Genomic DNA, 18,147 nt, shown 5'->3' with positions numbered 1-18,147 from the left:
ACGCCGACATTCCGAGGCGACCCTCTCTTGGCTCGTCATTCCGGGGCAGGACGGACCGCGAAGCGGGCCGGACTGAGCCCGGAATCTCGAAGTGTTTTGCGCTGTCGGAGACTCCCATGTCGAGATTCCGGGTTCGCGGCCGGTAAGAGCCGGCCACGCCCCGGAATGACAGTGTGGGGCAGCATAGCCGCGGCTAAACATTTTTTCCTATTTGCGTTGACAATATCCCGATTTGGATTATATTCCCCTCCGTCCTGCCCCACCGAGAGGGGCGATCGCGATCGTCACGTTCGCGGGGTGGGATGCGGTGGACGCCGGAGATGCGGCGTCACGCGGTTTGGGGGTGACGTCTGTCTTCGGGCAGGACGGATCTGCGCCAGCACTGCCACTGGCATGGAGACGGCCGACCTTCGGATGGAAAGACTCCCTGGACAGTGTGACGGACGACCAAGTCAAAACGCGTTCGGCTTACTCGCTTGAGGCACCCTGTCCCATTCGCCTTGGGACTGTAATCTTGGTGATGGGATCGTTCGCCATGGCAACGCGCAAGCAACCGAAAAAACACCGCAGGCGGAACGTCGGGCACTTGCTCGGCGCCTCCGAAAGTCCTGATGCACTCTAAATTGCGGAAGACCGCATTCGCATCAGGCCCAAGGGTGCAACGGGCACCCGGCGTTCCGCACGCCCTCTCACAGGAGGGTGGGAATGCAAGAGACGACGGCGCTCCCGCGCCGCAAATAATAGGGGCGATGAATCATGTCTGAAGAGCACTGGCTGTTTGAAATTCGAAGAAGCTGAGACGCGCAGGCGGCGCGATATCCCTCCCTCAAGCGGCGAAGCCGCGCAGTGGGGAGGGAGAAGAAAGAGCCCCGCCATATTCAACCTACGCCACATGCCGCTGGTCGGTCTCGCTATAGATATCGAACGGCTCGGGCCTGCCCACCGCATAGCCCTGCGCGAAATCGACGCCGATCTCCCTTAGCGCTGCAATGATCTCGTCGCTCTCGACAAATTCCGCCACCGTGCGCTTGCCCATGATCTTGCCGATATGGCTGATCATCTCGACCATGGCGCGGTCGATCGGATCGGTGAGCATGTCTTTGACGAAGGAGCCGTCGATCTTGAGATAGTCCACGGGCAGGTGCTTGAGATAGGCAAAGGACGACATGCCGCTGCCGAAGTCGTCCAGCGAGAACCGGCAACCGATCTCCTGCAGCGCCTGAATGAAGGTGTTGGCGTCGGCGAGATTGGCGATGGCGCTCGTCTCCGTGATCTCGAAGCAGATGATGGTCGGCGGTATCCGATAGATACGGAACTGCTCGCGGACATAGTCCAGAAAGCTTTCATCCTTGAATGTCGCGCCAGACAGGTTGATGGCGCAGGTCGAGACCGGAGTGGCATGTTCGACCAATCGCGCGGCGAGAATGGTGAACGCATTCCTGACCACCCAGCGATCGATCAGCGTCATCAACCCATAACGTTCCGCCGCGGGAATGAAATGGCCGGGCGCAACCAGTTGCCCCGCCTCGTCGCGCAGCCGCAACAAAAGTTCGACATGCAGAGTGCCATCCTCGCGCTCGCTGAGCGGAATGATCTTCTGGGCATAGAGACAGAAGCGATCCTGTTCCAGAGCCTCATGAATGCGCTGGACCCACGTCATCTCGCCGAACCGCTGCAGCAATTCGGAATCGCTGGCCTGATGCAGTTGAACGCGATTGCGGCCTTTCTCCTTGGCCATGTAGCAAGCCACATCGGCCGCGCGCAGGGCTTCTTCCAGCGTCACCTCGGGCTGCGCGATACAGACAAGGCCGATACTGACGGTGATATTGAAGCTGCGCGCGTTCCAGACGAAGTTCAGCTCTTCCACCGTCCGCCGCAATCGCTCGGCGGTCGCCGCCGCACGATCCGGCTCGCAGCGCTCCAGCAGCACGGCGAATTCATCGCCGCCAAGGCGGGCCAACAGATTGTCCGGGCGCAGATGTTTTTTCAGTATGGCCGAGACCTGCCGCAGCAGATGATCGCCGGCAGCATGGCCGCAGGTGTCGTTGACGATCTTGAATTGATCGAGATCGAGGAACATCAGCGCATGCGGCCGCGCATCGGCGTCGATCCGCGGCAATGCGTATTGGACCCGACGCTCGAATTCGCGGCGGTTCGCCAGCCCCGTCAGTGCATCATGCGAGGCCTGGAACGCGAGACGTGAGATGTATTTCTGCTCACGCTCCTTCTCGATCTTCAGCGCCGTCTCGAAGCGCTGACGCTGGATCAGCAGATTACGTATCCGCCAGATGCCGAGCAGGATCAACAGCGCCGCGGTGAGCACATTTGCGACCAGCAGAATGCCTTGAATGGCGCGGGAGCCGATGCCGAGGCGCCGGGAGAACTCCACTGCCAGCGGCGAGGTCTGTTCATTGATCTGGTCGATTTGCGCCTTCAGGGCTGCGAGGCGCATCGATCCCACCTTGCCATCGGTGACGCTGGCGTGAATGGCGTCGGCCGTATCCACCAAATTCTGGATCACGGGATCGGTGGCGTGCCAAGTCTCGATGGCACGGGCGAGATAAACGACCTTGCTGAAATTGCGAAACAGCGAGATCATGCCGGGGATGTCTGCGGCATCGTTGCCGCCTTGCAGGAATCCGTCATAGGCAGCCCGCAGATCCGGCACCGGCTGTTCGAGCGCGCGGCGCGCGATGAGATCCCCGAGCGGCACGGCGATGCTCGCCTGATAACGACGATAATATCTGTCGTCGCCGGTCTCGGCATAGAGGCTGAGCGAATGCACCGCCTCCATCTGCCCCTTCGACCATCGGCTTTCGCCGGTGACATAGGCGCGGACCGACGACAGGATGTGGATGCTGGTGCCGGCGAGAAATGCCTGCAGCAAGACGATGGCGACGAACGGCCATACCGAACGCAGGAGATGGGGTACGCGCCTTGGATATTTCGATTCACTCATCGCGTACGAACCCACCCCAGACGCGAGCGCAACTGCGGAGTCCGACGATAGAATATGCGCACCTTCTCCGCAGAATGCCGCGGCCTCCACCGATAGCAGCCGCGACTTAACGCGCGTTTCAATTCCGCGGCGTCAGGCGGTGTCGATGAAACGACATGAATCGAATGTGAAGAAAGCGATCCATAATTCTGATCGATAGCTCTGTTAGGGGACGACCGCACCAGCGATGCCCCCCTATCGGAACCTGACCCGACCAGCTAGGTTATCATCCCATCATACCAGCGCACCCCACGCTTGCGGACCATTTGCATGACGACACTTCTTCTGAGCCATCCGGCCTCGCTCGATCATCTCACGCCGCCCGGTCATCCCGAACGCCCCGACCGCATACGCGCTGTGGAACAGGTACTAGGTGAGGATCGCTTCAACGCGCTGGTGCGGGGCGAAGCGCCGGAGGGCGATCTCGAAGTGGTCAGCCTGTGCCATGACAATCACTACATCGACGAATTGCGCCATGTCGCGCCGAGCAGTGGCCTCGTCTATCTCGACGGCGACACGTCGATGTCCCCCGGCACCTGGGAAGCGGTGATGCGCGGCGTCGGCGGCGCAATCGCCGCGACCGACGCGGTGATGAAAGGTGAGCACAGCAATGCATTCGTCGCGACGCGCCCGCCCGGCCATCATGCCGAGCACAATAAACCGATGGGCTTCTGCTTCTTCGATCAGGCCGCGATTGCAGCGCGGTATGCGCAGCGCACCTACGGCATTGCCCGCGCGGCCGTCGTGGATTTCGACGTCCACCATGGCAATGGCACGCAGGACATTTTCTGGGCCGACCCCACGGTGATGTATTGCTCGACGCATCAGATGCCGCTGTTTCCCGGCACCGGTGCATCACAGGAGCGCGGCGAGCACGACACGGTCGTCAATGCCCCGCTGCATGATGGCGACGGCAGCGCAAAATTCCGCTCCGCTTTCGACAATCTCATCCTCCCGCAATTGCAGAAATTCGCACCGGAACTGCTGATCATCTCCGCCGGCTTCGATGCGCATCGCCGCGATCCGCTCGCGTCGCTCAATCTGGACGCCGAAGATTTCGGCTGGGTGACACGCAAGCTGATGGATCTCGCCGACAGCACCGCCGGTGGCCGCATTGTCTCGGTACTCGAGGGTGGTTATGATCTGCAGGGCTTGAAAGAATCGGCCGCGGCCCATGTCTCTGCGCTGATGGGGGCATCGCGCTGACGGGGAGCGCAGGTCGCAAAACGTACCCGCCACAATACGCCCTCAAACATATCTTTGACTTTGCGCTTCCAAAACGCGCACACGGGAAACCGAATGGCCGAGAACACCCACGCTGACGTCAAGAAACTGACGTTTGAAACCGCGATCGAAGAACTGGAATCGATCGTGAAGCGCCTCGAAGACGGCAAGGTGCCGCTGGAAGAGTCGGTTGCCATCTATGAGCGCGGCGAGGCGCTGAAACGGCGTTGCGACGAGTTGTTGCGTCAGGCCGAAGCGCGCGTGGACAAGATCACCACGGATTCGAACGGCAAAGCGGTCGGCACCGAGCCGCTGGACGTCCAGTAAGAAATCGCGCCGGGCTGAGACCTCGCACCACCCCGCGGCCGAATTAGCGCTTGGCGCATGGCGCGGCCTGTTTATAGTCCGCCGTCAGTCCGGGGAACCAGCGTGCGCGTCCAGCACCGTCATGTCATCTATGTGCAGGGATACGATCCGCGGGGCCTCTCGCAGTATTACCGCATGTTTCGGACCGAACTGCGCAAGTTCGGCCGCCTTTATGGCCTGACCACCTCGGTCAGCCGGCCAAAAGGTCATACGGACGGCGAATTCGCTCATGAATCCGCCTCCTGGCGCATCGAAACCTCCGGCGATGGCTGGCAGACCACGACCGATTATGACTTCCTGCGCTGGGAAGACATGATCCAGCGCGATCTGGCCGTGCCGATCTGGCGTACGCTGATCCACGCCATCGCCATCTATTGGGGCCTCGTCTTCTCCGGCACCATGGGCCGGTTCTGGAAGGCGCATTGGCGCTTCGCCACCTTCATCAGCTGGCCCCACTTCCTGCTGCTCAACGGAGCGATCTGGTCCGCGGGCATCGCCTGGCTTTTCGCGTTAGGGCTGCAGGCGCTTGGAATACACGGATTTCTGGTGGGCTGCGGCGTTGCGGCGGTGTTCGTGGCCGTACTCGGCACATTGCTGAAATACACCGAAAAGCACACGTATCTGCTCTATCTGATGGCCGATACGATCTTCACCTGGCAGTTTTCCCACGGCAACCGGCCGGACTGGGACGCCCGGATCGACCGCTTCGCGCAGCATCTGGTCCAGGTTGCCAAGTCTACCAAAGCGCAGGAAATCGTGCTGGTCGGTCACAGCTCCGGCTCGTTCCTTGGCTCCGAAATCCTCGCCCGCGCGCTGAAGCTCGATCCCAAACTGGGCAGCCGCGGCCCTCGCGTCGTGCTGCTGACGCTCGGCGGCAATATGCCGATCGTCGGCTTCCATAAGGTCGCACAAGGCTTTCGCGACAATTTGCGGCTGCTGGCCGTGGAGCCGTCCATCGACTGGATCGACTGCCAGTCCCGCAAGGACGTGATGAACTTCTTCCCGTTCGATCCCATCGCCGGTCACGGGATCGACGCCGGCGCGGCCCGGCGGAATCCTACCATTGTCCCCGTCCGGTTCCGCGAAATCATCCGCCCGGAACATTACAACCGGTTCCGCTGGAAGTTCTTCCGGGTGCACTTCCAGTTCGTCATGGCCAATGAGCGGCCGCATGCCTACGATTTCTTCATGATCGTCTGCGGCCCCGTGCCACTTCGGGAGCGTGTCAACCAGCCGGTCACAACTTTGGCGTTTGTCGATGGAGACCCGGCCACCCGCGAAAACGCATGGAGAAAGCTCGATTTGGGCGCGAAAAGCCTCGCTCAAACGAGTTCCCATGAGACGGAACCGGTCGCCCGGCGGATCGGCTAGTTACACCGCGCGAATGTCCATAGCGCCTTTGTGCTGCCACCCCCGCAGGCACGGCGGTTGGCTTTGGCCATCGCTTTGGTGTAAAGGGACTAGGACTATGCGCTGACGAGCAGGCTGAAACGCCGGCCGTTAACGTAGATAAGCGCTTCATTCATCTGGCAAAAATGAGCAGATGAAGTCGTTGTCAAGCATGCTAGATATCACACTGAAAAATCGAAGCCCATTATAAGGCCTCGAAACAGGCTTCCCGGTTCTGGAGGCTGCGGTTGTCCGGTGGGCGCGCGGAAACGCGACGGCCCCGAAGCCAGACGCAGCCCCGGACATGTAAAATTGGAATAGTGCCGTGACCGATTTTAGTAAGACACCGTTGCTCGATACCATCAAGACTCCGGAAGATCTCCGGAAGCTGAAGATCGAGCGGGTTCGTCAGGTTGCCGACGAGCTTCGTCAGGAAACCATCGATGCGGTGTCCACGACCGGCGGTCACTTCGGCGCCGGCCTCGGCGTCGTCGAACTGACCACCGCCCTCCACTACGTCTTCGATACGCCCCGCGACCGCATCATCTGGGACGTCGGGCATCAGGCCTATCCGCACAAGATCCTCACCGGTCGCCGTGACCGTATCCGCACCCTGCGCACCGCCGGTGGCCTGTCGGGCTTCACCAAGCGCAGCGAGAGCGAATACGATCCGTTCGGCGCCGCGCATTCCTCGACCTCCATCTCCGCCGGTCTCGGCATGGCCGTCGCGCGCGACCTCTCGGGTGGAAAGAACAACGTTATCGCCGTGATCGGTGACGGTTCGATGTCGGCAGGCATGGCTTACGAAGCCATGAACAACGCCGGCGCGATGAATTCCCGCCTCATTGTCATCCTCAATGACAACGACATGTCGATCGCGCCGCCGGTCGGCGCCATGTCGGCCTATTTGTCGCGCATGTATTCGGGCAAGACCTATCGCGGGCTGCGCGATGCCGCCAAACAGCTCGGTAAACATTTGCCGAAGCTGATTGCCGACCGTGCCGAGCGCGTCGAAGAATATTCGCGCGGCTTCATGGTCAATGGCGGCACGCTGTTCGAAGAACTCGGCTTCTATTATGTCGGCCCGATCGACGGCCACAACCTCGATCACCTGCTGCCCGTGCTGCAGAACGTCCGCGATATGGAGACCGGCCCGATCCTGCTCCACGTCGTAACCCAGAAGGGCAAGGGCTACGGTCCGGCCGAAGCCGCTGCTGACAAATATCATGCGGTCGTCAAATTCGACGTCGCGACCGGCACCCAGTCGAAATCCAAACCGAACGCGCCTGCCTATCAGAACGTGTTCGGCCAGAGCCTCGTCAAGGAAGCCGAAAAAGACGACAAGATCGTCGCCATCACCGCGGCCATGCCATCGGGTACAGGCGTCGACATCTTCAACAAGGCGTTCCCGAACCGCACCTTCGACGTCGGCATCGCGGAACAGCACGCGGTGACCTTTGCGGCTGGCCTCGCCACCGAAGGCTACAAGCCGTTCTGCGCCATCTACTCGACCTTCCTGCAGCGCGGCTATGACCAGATTGTCCATGACGTCGCGATCCAGAATCTGCCGGTGCGTTTCGCCATTGACCGTGCCGGACTGGTCGGTGCGGATGGTGCGACCCATGCGGGTTCGTTCGACAATGCCTATCTCGGCTGTCTGCCGAACATGGTCATCATGGCTGCGTCCGACGAAGCCGAACTGGTGCACATGGTTGCCACGCAGGTCGCCATCAACGACGGGCCGAGCGCCCTGCGCTATCCGCGCGGCGAAGGCCGCGGCGTCGAGATGCCGGAAGTCGGCATTCCCCTGGAAATCGGCAAGGGCCGCATCGTCCGCGAAGGCAGCAAGGTTGCTCTTCTGTCGTTCGGCACGCGCCTTGCCGAATGTGAGAAGGCCGCCGACGAACTCGCGGCCCACGGCCTGTCGACCACCATTGCCGACGCACGCTTCATGAAGCCGCTCGACACTGATATGATCCTCAAGCTCGCCCGCGATCACGAGATCCTTCTGACCGTCGAAGAAGGTTCGATTGGCGGATTCGGCTCGCATGTGATGCAGCTGCTCGCCGACAACGGCATGCTCGACGGCGGTCTGCGCATGCGTTCGCTGGTGCTGCCCGACGTCTTCCAGGATCACGACACGCCGGCAGCGATGTATGCCCAGGCGGGTCTGGACTCCAAGGGCATCGTCAAGAAAGTGTTCGAGACCCTCGGCAAGGATTTCAAGGCCGAGACCGTCAAGCTCGCTTGATCCGTCGTTGAACGCGACATCGCGTTTGCAATTGCGAAGAGAATACGACGAGGCAATTCGGCAGGAACCGCCGGATTGCCTCGTTCTCGTCTGAATTGGCTCGTCAATGTCGGCGCGGCTCACCATGAGACGGGGACTTCATGAATATCTATCTCGCAGGCCCCGACGTGTTCCTGCCCAATGCCGCCGAGATCGGCCGGCAGAAGGTCGCGCTCTGCAAGCGCCACGGCGCCCGCGGTTTCTTCCCGCTCGATAACGCCATCGACATCAACGCTAGCGACGCCTCACGCCAGATCTTTCATGGCAACGAAGCAATGATGAACCACTGCGACATCATCATCGCTAATCTCACGCCGTTTCGCGGCCCCAGCGCCGATGCGGGCACCGTGTTCGAGCTCGGTTACATGGCTGGCCACGGCAAGCTCTGCTTCGGCTACTGCAACGACCCGACCCTCTATCTCGACCGCGTGCGCCGCATGACAGAGGTCACCGATCGGGACGGACATCTGGTGGATGCGGATGGGCTCACCGTCGAGAATTTCGGCCTCGCCGACAATCTGATGATGATCCACGCGCTCGATCTCTACGGCGCTCCCATGATCGTCCCCCGCGAAGCACCCAATGATCTTTGGCAAGATCTGACGAGCTTCGAAGCCTGTTTGAAACTTGCTGCATCATACTGACCATGACGAAATCTCAGAACACTGCGACTGCACCGCGCAAACGCGCCGATACGCTTCTCGTCGAACGCGGAATTTTCGAAAGCCGTGCACGCGCACAAGCCGCGATTGAAGCAGGTCTTGTGAAGGCCAACGGCAAAGCGGTCGCTAAAGCGTCAGAACCGCTGCTGCTCGACGCCGCGATCGAGGCTGAACCGGCGCACCCCTGGGTCTCACGCGGCGGGGTCAAGCTCGCAGGTGCACTCGAGCAATACCCGATCGAGATCGAGGATCACGTCTGTCTCGACGTCGGCGCCTCCACCGGCGGCTTTACCGAAGTGCTGCTCGCCAACGGCGCCAGCATGGTGTTCTCGATCGATGTCGGGCATAGCCAGCTCCATCCATCGCTGCATGGCCATCCGAAAATCATTTCGATGGAAGAAACGGATATCCGCAGCTATGAGAACAAGCGTCTGCCGGCCCGCCCGGATGTGGTCGTGATCGATGTCAGCTTCATTTCGCTGAAGGCCGTGCTGCCTGTCGCACTCTCGCTCGCGGCGGCACCGATGAGCCTGCTGGCGCTGATCAAGCCGCAATTCGAGGCCGACCGGAAGCAATCCAAGCGCGGCATCATCAAGAACGCCGCCGTGCATCAGGCCATCTGCGACGACATCACGGATTTTGCCAGGACGCTTGGCTGCACCGATATCGAGGTCTTCCCGTCGTCGATCACCGGCGGTGACGGCAATATCGAATTCTTCATGGGTGCCCGGCGTGGTTGAACGCCTCACCATCGATCATGTCGGCCAGCGCGGCGACGGCGTCAGCCTCGCAGGCGGCGCGCCGCTGTTCGTGCCCTACACGCTGGCGCATGAGATCGTCGAGACGGAACGCGACGACGAGCATCCAGAGCGTCGACGATTGCTGCAGATCGACACCGCCAGCCCGGAACGGATCGACCCGTTCTGCACCTATTTCACGCGCTGTGGCGGCTGCGCCATCCAGCACTGGCAGCCCGATCCCTATCAGGCCTGGAAGCGCCAGATCGTGATCGACACGCTGGCGCAAGCGAAGATCACCTGCCCGGTCGATCCGATCGTCGATGCCCATGGCGCAGGCCGTCGCCGCGTCACGCTACATGCCCGGCGTGGCAGTGATGGCGAGCTGCGTGTCGGTTTTGCGGCATCGGCCAGCCACGCCATCATCGCCATCGACGCGTGTCCGATCCTGGATCCTGCACTGGATGGCGCGCTCGACGCCGCGCGCGCGCTGGCCGAGGTGTTGAAGCCGGTCAGCAAGCCACTGGACATTCAGGTGACAGCGGCGAGTAACGGGCTCGATATCGACGTCCGCGGCACCGGGCCATTGCCGACCGCAATCATCACATCGCTGTCGCGCATTGCCGAAGCGCACAAACTGGCACGGCTCACACGTCATGGCGAACTCGTGCTGATGCGCGTACCGCCTGTCGTGACGATGGGCAGCGCACAGGTCACATTACCGCCAGGCTCATTCCTGCAGGCCACGGCGGCCGGTGAAGAGACATTGGCGGCGCTTGTGCTGCAGCTCTGCAAAGGCGCGAAAAATATCGCGGATCTCTTCTGCGGTATCGGCCCCTTCGCGCTTCGGCTTGCATCCAAATCGAAGGTCACCGCCCTCGACAGCGACAGTGGCGCGATTACATCGCTGCAACAGGCCATCAAGGACACCAAGGGCCTGAAGCCGATCAAGGCCGAGACCCGCGACCTGTTTCGCCGTCCGCTGGTGCCGCAGGAATTGCGCGACTTCGACGCTGTCGTGTTCGATCCGCCGCGTCAGGGCGCACAGGCACAAGTCGAACGGCTTGCGACGAGCAAGATCCCCGTCGTCGTCGCCGTGTCGTGCAACGTCCAGACCTTCGCACGCGATGCAAAGATCCTGATTGATGGCGGCTACAAGATCGACAGCGTTACGCCTGTCGACCAGTTCCGACATACGCCGCATATCGAATTGGTGGCCCGCTTCAAACGCTAGTTGTCTTTTCGCGTTGCTTGCGCTGGAGTGCGCCCACGCTGCCGCACAAGTGCAGCATGGAGGCGACGTGACACCCATCGAGTCCTACATTCTTCCGGCCGGAATTCGCTCGCGCTTTGTCGAGGACATCAACGGTCTGCGCGTCCATGTGCTGGAGGCCGGCTTCGAAACCAAGGGCCGGCCCTGCATCCTGCTGGTGCACGGCTTTCCCGAACTGGCATTCAGCTGGCGCAAGGTGATGCCGCAGCTCGCCGCGGCTGGCTATCACGTGATTACGCCGGACCAGCGTGGCTATGGCCGGACCATCGGCTGGAGCGCGGACTATGATGGCGATCTGCGTCCCTTCAATCTACTCAACCTCGTGCGCGATGCAGTCGGCCTCGTCGCAGCCTTCGGCTATCGCCATGTCGATGCGGTGGTCGGACACGACTATGGCAGCTCGGTCGCAGCCTGGTGTGCGCTGGTGCGGCCGGACATCTTCAGGTCCGTAGTGCTGATGAGCGCGCCCTTTGCCGGGCCTCCGCCGCTGCCGTTCGGCACCGCCGATCAGCCGGCCCCGCCAAAGGCCGAAGACCCCGTGCATCGCGATCTCGCGGCACTGCCGCGGCCGCGTATCCACTATCAGTGGTACTACGCGACGCGCGATGCCAACGCGCATATGCAGCACGCGCCGCAAGGCGTGCATGATTTCCTGCGCGCCTATTATCATCACAAGAGTGCGGACTGGCCGGGCAATACGCCTACTCCATTGCAAGGCTGGACCGCGAGCGAACTGGCGAAGCTGCCGACCTATTATGTGATGGACCGCGACCAGACCATGGCCGAGACCGTCGCCGCAGAGATGCCGACGCCTGAACAGATCGGATCGTGCAAATGGCTGCCGGACAATGAACTGGCCTTCTATGCCGGCGAATATGCCCGCACCGGCTTCCAGGGCGGATTGCAATGGTACCGCTGCAACACGACAGGCGCGTTCAATGCGAACTACGAGACCTTCGCCGGGCGCACCATCGACGTGCCCTCAGCTTTCATCTCAGGCAAGCAGGACTGGGGCATCTATCAGCGTCCGGGCGCCATCGAGGCCATGCAAAACAGCGCCTGCACGGATATGCGCGCGGTTCATCTGATCGACGGCGCAGGCCATTGGGTACAGCAGGAACAGCCGGATGAGGTCAGCCGATTGCTGCTCGAGTTCCTGAAAAACAACGGTCCACGCTCATAGTCTCTGCGATCAGGTCAAGCCAGCATCAGCCGGCTGGCCTCCTCCATGCTGACATCGCGCTCGCCCAGCAAATGCGTGACGATCGCCTTCTGCGTCTCAGTTTCCACCAGCGCAAACGGATCGGGTGCCATCAAGCGATGATCTATGACGAGGCGTGACAGCAGCAGGCGCCGCGCATCGCCGCGTCGTGCGTGGATGCGGTGCGCTTCCCAGGTGAGTGCCACGGCACTGGCCAAGTGATACAGCGAACTGGTCGCGCGGCGCGCATCGCCCTCATTGTCGGAACGTGCGGCAACCTCCCGCGCAAAGCCGATGGCCTTGTCTGCCAGACCGCGTAAGCGATCGCGCCATGCCTGTGGTACGCTCGGGGAATCGTCCAGCCGCGCATGCAGATCGGCCGCAAGCGCGGCTTCCGCGCCATGCCGCCCAACCGCGCGTGTCAGCGCATCCAGCGCGACGATATTGCCGGTGCCCTCCCAGATCGAGCCGAGATGCGCATCGCGCAGCAGGCGCGCGGTGGCGAATTCCTCGATGTAACCGACACCACCACGCATCTCCATCGCGTCGCCGCAGACCTTGCGCGCATCACGCGTCGCACGGAATTTCAGCGTCGGTGTCAGGATGCGTAGCAATGCCGCAGCATCCTGGCTGCCGGCTTCGGCCCGGTCCAGCGCATCCGCGGTGAGGAAGCTCATCGACAGCGCCTGCTCGGTCGCCAGCATGATCTTCATCAGTTGCCGCCGCGCCAGCGGCATGTCGATAATGCGCTGGCCGAACACAACGCGGCCACGCGCCACCGCCATCGCATCATGCCAGGCGCGGCGCATCAACGCCGTGGACTTCACGCCATTCGAGAGACGCGACGAATTCACCATCTCGGCCATCTGCACGAAGCCGCGATCGAGCTTGCCAACCGCATAGGCGATTGCGCCTTCCAGCTTGATCTCACCTGACGCCATCGACCGCGTGCCGAGCTTGTCCTTCAGACGCACGATCCGGTAGTGATTGGGCGTGCCGTCATCTAGCGTGCGCGGCATCAGGAACAGGCCGACGCCCTTGGTGCCGCCGACCGCGCCTTCCGGTCGCGCCAGTAGCATCACCATCTTTGCGTCGGCATTGGAGCAGAACCACTTCTCGCCGGTGAGACGCCAGTGATCGCCCTCCTGCACGGCTCGCGTCGTCAGTTTGCCGACGTCGGAGCCGCCTTCCTTCTCGGTCATGAACTGACCGCCCTGGGTCAGCTTGCTCATATCCGTCTGCGTCAGTCCGTCGAGATATTTCGCCTTCAACGCATCGTCGCCGTAATTCGACAGCAACTTGGCCGCCCCATCGGTGACGTTGATCGGGCAGCCCATGCCGAACTCGGCCTGATTGAACAGGAACGTGAAGGCGTGTTTAGCTGTCACCGGATAGGTCGAGGGCCAGCCCATGATCCCCTTGCGGTGCGACAGCGCATGGATCCCGAATTCGCCGAAGGCTGCGTTCTCAAGTTCGCGATAGGCCGGGTGATATTCCACCCACTGCACGTCCTGACCGAACTTGTCGCGCTGATGCAGCACGGGGCCATGCTTGTCGGCCATGCGCCCGGCTTCGTCGAGCGGCCCACCGACAAGATCGCCCAGCCGATCGAGATGCGGCTCGATATGATTGAACAGGTCCTCCGGCAGATGAATACGCAACAGATCGGTCAGTGCCGGATCGGCGCGGTAGAAATTCATGCCGGACGTATCGGGCGCGATCAGATTGGCGGCGAATTGCGCATGGGCGTTCATGACGGCCTCTTGTGTTTGGCAGTGGCGTTTCCATCTTCATCATGCGCCTGCCGCGCCAACGAATAAAGTGCCCCAGCCGGAGATTTGATCCATGGAAATTCCGCATTACGAAACCGCTTTGATCGTCGGTGTCGGTGAGGGCATCAGCGCATCGCTGGCGAGGCTGCTGTCCAAACAGGGCATCCGCGTCGCACTTGCCGCGCGCAATCCCGGCAAGCTGGATGCGCTGTGCCAGGAGACCGGCGCCAAGGCCTTTGCCTGCGACGCGACCCAGGCCGGAGATGTCGCCAAACTGTTTGCAGACGTCGAGCGCCAGATCGGCGCGCCCGATATCGTCGTCTACAACGCCAGCCAACGCGCCCGCGGGCCTTTCATCGAGCTCGCCCCTCCCGATGTTGCGCAGGCCATCGCTGTTAGCGCCTTCGGCGGATTTCTGGTCGCGCAACAGGCATTGCAGCGCATGTTGCCCAACAAGCACGGCGCCATCCTGTTCACCGGCGCCTCGGCCAGCATCAAGGGCTTCGCGCAGTCTGCACCCTTCGCAATGGGGAAGTTCGCGCTGCGCGGCATGGCACAATCGCTGGCCCGCGAATTCGCACCGCAGGGCATTCACATCGCCCACTTTGTCATCGATGGCGGTATTCGCAGCTCCGTGCGCGTCGAGCCTGCGGATCGACCGGATTCGATGCTCGACCCCGATGCTATCGCCGCGAATTACTGGAACGTGCTACAGCAGCCCCGCAGCGCATGGAGTTCGGAACTGGAAATCCGTCCATGGGTCGAAAAATTCTGACGCGAGAACGGGGCGAGACACATGAGTGAAGCCGTAAAGGTCATCGACACCGGCACCAGCGAGCTGCTGTGTGAGATCCGCGAACGCGTGGCCGTCATCACGCTGAACCGGCCGGAGGCGCGCAACTCGCTGTCGGATCATCTCACGCCCGCATTGCGCACAATGATCCGCACCTGCGGCGAAAACCCCGATGTCGGCGCGCTACTGATTACCGGCGCCGGCACCGCCTTCTGCTCCGGTGGAGACGTGAAGGGCATGGGCGCGCATCGTAAGCAGGCCGTGCTGGAGATGTCATTCGACGAGCGCATCGCCGATCTGCAGGAGCGCCAGCGCCTGCTGACCGGCGCCCTCGTTGCCGTCCGCAAGCCGACCATTGCCGCGCTGCCCGGCCCGGCCGCGGGTGCAGGTCTTGCCATCGCCATGGCCTGCGATATCCGCATCGCCGCGCAATCGGCTTTCGTCTCGACAGGCTATCTGCGCGTCGGTCTCAGCGGCGACTATGGCATCGCCTGGTTGCTGACCCGCCTCGTCGGCACAGCCCGCGCGCGCGAGCTGATGTTCACCGCTGAAAAAGTCGATGCAAGCCGTGCCGAGACTATCGGGTTGTTCAACCGCGTGGTGCCGGACGACAGGCTGCAGGACGAGGCTTTCGCACTAGCACGCAACATGGCGCAAGGGCCGACACTGGCACTGCGCTACATGAAGGACAATCTCGACGAGGCACTGGCCTTCGATTTCGCGACGGCGCGAGATCACGAGGCAGAACGCCTGATCCGCACCACCATGACGGCAGATCATCGCGAAGCGGTGCAGGCCTTCATCGAGAAGCGCAAACCAAATTTCACAGGCAACTGAGACGCATCTAGGCCCTCGACTTTGCAGGAGCGGGAACCTTGGCGAAATCGACAAAGGCCCGCAATGCCGCCGGCAATTGTCGGCGGCTGGGATAATACATGAAGAAGCCGGGATAGGCCGGGCACCAGTCGGCGAGGACTCGCACAAGCTTTCGCCTGGCGATCAACTCCTCGACCTGACCTTCGAACACGTAAGCCAGCCCGGCTCCGTCCAGCGCTGCGTCGACCATCAGATCCTGATCGTTCAGTGTGAGCGCGCCCGCGACATCTATCTCGACCTCGATGCCGCCGCGTTCGAACTCCCAGCGATACAGTGCGCCACCCCAGAAGCGATAGCGGATACATGGCAGGTCTTTCAGACCGTGCGGCGTCTGCGGCGGCTTGTATTGCTTGAAGAAGCCGGGTGACGCAACGACGGCCGATCGCTGCCGTGGACCGATCGGCACCGCGATCATGTCCGCCGCAACAGTTTCGCCGAAGCGAATGCCCGCGTCGAATCCGGCGGAGACCATGTCGACGAGACCATCATTGACGGAAACCTCGACATGGATTTCCGGATAGGCTTTCAGGAATCGCGTGACAATCGGCAGCAGTACGAGCTGCGCCGATTGCCGGGCAGCGTTAAACCGCAACGTCCCCGCCGGCTTGCCGCGAAAATGATTGAGGTCCTCCAGCGCATCATCGATGTCCTGAAACGCCGGACTGACCCGCGCGAACAGCCGCTCGCCCGCCTCCGTCAGCGCGACACTGCGGGTGGTGCGATTGACCAGCCGGACATCAAGCCGCTCCTCAATGCCACGCAAGGCATGGCTCAGCGCCGAGGCAGAAACGCCCAGCTCAACGGCGGCATTACGAAAACTGCGATGCCGGGCAATCGCCAGAAAGGTCACGAGGTCGGCCGGGCCGATCAGGCTCATTGTTGAATCCAGCTCATGAACATATGGAATTTTTAGCGGATTATTTCAACTCTGGCGAGCCGCTAGTTTCCTCCCATCAGCCCGGCATTGACGCGGGGCCATTACGAAAGGGAGACCATCATGCGTGTCTGGTTCATCACAGGAGCGTCCCGCGGTTTCGGCGCCCTCATCGCGGCGGAAGCTTTGGCCCAGGGCGATGCCGTCGTTGCAACGGCCCGCGATCCCAACGCCGTCACCGCACGTCTCGGCACCCATGAGCGCCTGCTGGCGACGCGGCTCGATGTCACCAACGAGACCGAGGCCCATGAGGCCGCAGGTCAGGCCGTAAAGAAATTCGGCCGCATCGATGTGCTGGTCAACAATGCTGGCTATGGCCTACTCGGCGCGATCGAGGAAGCCAGTGCCAAGGAAGTCGAACGTCTCTATGCCACCAACGTGTTCGGCCTGCTCGGCGTCACCCGTGCCGTGCTGCCGCATATGCGCCGGCAGGGCTCGGGTCACATCATGAACATTTCATCCGTCGGCGGATATGCGGGCTTTCCGGGCTGGGGCGTCTATGGCTCGACCAAGTTCGCGGTCGAAGGCATCAGTGAGGCGCTGGCCGCCGAAGTCGCGCCGCTCGGCATCCATGTCACCGTGGTTGAGCCCGGCTTCTTCCGTACCGACTTTCTGGACGACAATTCGCTGGTACGAACCGCACTGGAGATCGGCGACTATCACACCACCGTCGGCAAGACTCGCGGCCATGCCGCCGACGCCAATCATGCGCAGCCCGGCGATCCCAGCAAGCTGGCAAAGGCCTTCATGCAGCTCGCGGCTGCCAAGACCCCTCCGGTCCGCTTGCCGCTCGGCAGCGACACGGTTGCGCGGATCGAGAGCAAGCATGCTTTTGTCGAGAAGGAACTGGCAGCGTGGCGCAAGGTAGCTACGTCAACCGACTTTACCAAACAGACAGCTTGATTCCGTCTTCGGGACGAGCACTTGCGACGAAGCAATCCGGAGCTAGAGAGAGGGAATTGGATTGCTTCGTCGCGTCGCTCTTGCCTTGGCGTGGCTAATCTTGCCGCGCTCAGGCAAGTGTCGGCTGCAGCGACTGCGCTGCAAGGCGCCATGTTGCGCAAGATGTTCGGGCCGGCGTCGTATCTATCTGCTTCTCGAACCGCATCTGCTTCCAGTCGCCCGGTGTCGGCGCGAATGTGAAGCCGGCCTTGCGCGCCAGCGCGAGCATCGCCTCATTGGAGCGCAATGTGTCGCCAAACAGAAAATCGGCGTCCAACGCCGCAGCGCGACACTCCAGATTGGACAGGAGCGCCGCGCCGACGCCCTGCCCTTGCATGGAGTCGGCAACAGACAGTCCCATCTCGAAACGGGATGTCAGTTCATCGAACGCATAACGGGCTTCACCGACAATCATCTCCGCGCCATCGCGCAAGATCGTTGCAACGACCGAAAAGCTGTCAGCTTCGCCGACATGAATGAACTTCTGGAGCTGCCCGGCCGGCAATTCACTGGCGGCACCCATGAAGCGATTATAGCGCGAACGCGTCGACAGGCCGCGAAAATAGCCCTGTAACGCTTCGGCATCCGCAACCTCGACAAAGCGCACCGTGACGGCTGTTCCGCTACGCAGCAACAACACGTCGGAATACTGGCCGAGATTATCGAGGTTGAGATGTTTCATCGCAGTCG

General features: G+C 61.8%; 15 protein-coding genes. 11 read left to right on the top strand and 4 right to left on the bottom strand.

What is annotated here, in order from left to right; genetic code table 11:
- Positions 1–883: 883 nt before the first annotated feature.
- The gene (locus AB8A33_RS03915; protein WP_439091508.1) at positions 884–2,959 is read right to left on the bottom strand and encodes a putative bifunctional diguanylate cyclase/phosphodiesterase; all 2,076 of its coding nucleotides are present in this window, start codon (positions 2,957–2,959) and stop codon (positions 884–886) included.
- Positions 2,960–3,268: 309 nt separating this feature from the next.
- On the opposite strand from AB8A33_RS03915, the gene AB8A33_RS03910 reads away from it, so the two are divergent.
- From AB8A33_RS03910 to AB8A33_RS03875, 8 genes are all read left to right on the top strand, one after another.
- Complete coding sequence (locus AB8A33_RS03910) at positions 3,269–4,204, top strand: histone deacetylase family protein (RefSeq protein WP_439091507.1); 936 nt, start codon at positions 3,269–3,271, stop codon at positions 4,202–4,204.
- A 93-nt stretch (positions 4,205–4,297) separates the two neighbouring features.
- A complete protein-coding gene (locus AB8A33_RS03905) occupies positions 4,298–4,549 on the top strand; it encodes an exodeoxyribonuclease VII small subunit (protein WP_089265989.1) in 252 nt (83 codons plus the stop codon).
- A 102-nt stretch (positions 4,550–4,651) separates the two neighbouring features.
- Complete coding sequence (locus AB8A33_RS03900) at positions 4,652–5,959, top strand: hypothetical protein (protein ID WP_439091506.1); 1,308 nt, start codon at positions 4,652–4,654, stop codon at positions 5,957–5,959.
- Between the two features lie 343 nt (positions 5,960–6,302).
- A complete protein-coding gene (dxs, locus tag AB8A33_RS03895; protein WP_439091505.1) occupies positions 6,303–8,228 on the top strand; it encodes a 1-deoxy-D-xylulose-5-phosphate synthase in 1,926 nt (641 codons plus the stop codon).
- Between the two features lie 140 nt (positions 8,229–8,368).
- Positions 8,369–8,911, top strand: coding sequence for a nucleoside 2-deoxyribosyltransferase (locus AB8A33_RS03890; protein WP_439091504.1), 543 nt, complete (start codon positions 8,369–8,371; stop codon positions 8,909–8,911).
- A 2-nt stretch (positions 8,912–8,913) separates the two neighbouring features.
- A complete protein-coding gene (locus tag AB8A33_RS03885) occupies positions 8,914–9,669 on the top strand; it encodes a TlyA family RNA methyltransferase (protein ID WP_439091503.1) in 756 nt (251 codons plus the stop codon).
- Positions 9,662–10,900, top strand: coding sequence for a class I SAM-dependent RNA methyltransferase (locus AB8A33_RS03880; protein WP_439091502.1), 1,239 nt, complete (start codon positions 9,662–9,664; stop codon positions 10,898–10,900). The genes AB8A33_RS03885 and AB8A33_RS03880 overlap by 8 nt, the downstream gene beginning before the upstream one ends.
- Positions 10,901–10,967: 67 nt before the next feature.
- The gene (locus AB8A33_RS03875) at positions 10,968–12,122 is read left to right on the top strand and encodes an alpha/beta fold hydrolase (protein ID WP_439091501.1); all 1,155 of its coding nucleotides are present in this window, start codon (positions 10,968–10,970) and stop codon (positions 12,120–12,122) included.
- 14 nt (positions 12,123–12,136) lie between these two features.
- Here AB8A33_RS03875 and AB8A33_RS03870 read toward each other — a convergent pair whose 3' ends face one another.
- Positions 12,137–13,894 carry an acyl-CoA dehydrogenase family protein gene (locus AB8A33_RS03870; RefSeq protein WP_439091500.1) on the bottom strand — a complete coding sequence of 586 codons (1,758 nt, stop codon included), beginning with the start codon at positions 13,892–13,894 and terminating at the stop codon, positions 12,137–12,139.
- 91 nt (positions 13,895–13,985) lie between these two features.
- On the opposite strand from AB8A33_RS03870, the gene AB8A33_RS03865 reads away from it, so the two are divergent.
- Positions 13,986–14,687 carry an SDR family NAD(P)-dependent oxidoreductase gene (locus AB8A33_RS03865; protein ID WP_439091499.1) on the top strand — a complete coding sequence of 234 codons (702 nt, stop codon included), beginning with the start codon at positions 13,986–13,988 and terminating at the stop codon, positions 14,685–14,687.
- A gap of 21 nt (positions 14,688–14,708) precedes the next feature.
- Positions 14,709–15,542, top strand: coding sequence for an enoyl-CoA hydratase (locus tag AB8A33_RS03860; protein WP_439091498.1), 834 nt, complete (start codon positions 14,709–14,711; stop codon positions 15,540–15,542).
- A 7-nt stretch (positions 15,543–15,549) separates the two neighbouring features.
- Here the strand turns inward: AB8A33_RS03860 and AB8A33_RS03855 are convergent, their stop codons facing one another.
- Positions 15,550–16,458, bottom strand: coding sequence for a LysR family transcriptional regulator (locus tag AB8A33_RS03855; RefSeq protein ID WP_439091497.1), 909 nt, complete (start codon positions 16,456–16,458; stop codon positions 15,550–15,552).
- Between the two features lie 120 nt (positions 16,459–16,578).
- Between AB8A33_RS03855 and AB8A33_RS03850 the strand changes: the two genes are divergently transcribed.
- Complete coding sequence (locus AB8A33_RS03850) at positions 16,579–17,418, top strand: oxidoreductase (RefSeq protein WP_439091496.1); 840 nt, start codon at positions 16,579–16,581, stop codon at positions 17,416–17,418.
- 109 nt (positions 17,419–17,527) lie between these two features.
- On the opposite strand, the gene AB8A33_RS03845 is transcribed toward AB8A33_RS03850, so the two are convergent.
- On the bottom strand, positions 17,528–18,139 hold the full coding sequence (locus tag AB8A33_RS03845; RefSeq protein WP_439091495.1) for a GNAT family N-acetyltransferase: 612 nt from the start codon (positions 18,137–18,139) through the stop codon (positions 17,528–17,530).
- Between the last annotated feature and the right edge of the window lie 8 nt (positions 18,140–18,147).

Origin of the sequence: Tardiphaga sp. 813_E8_N1_3 (assembly GCF_051811025.1) — a bacterium.
Lineage (GTDB): Bacteria > Pseudomonadota > Alphaproteobacteria > Rhizobiales > Xanthobacteraceae > Tardiphaga.
Note: the sequence above shows the minus strand (reverse complement) of the source record. Positions and strands in the feature narration are given on the sequence as shown.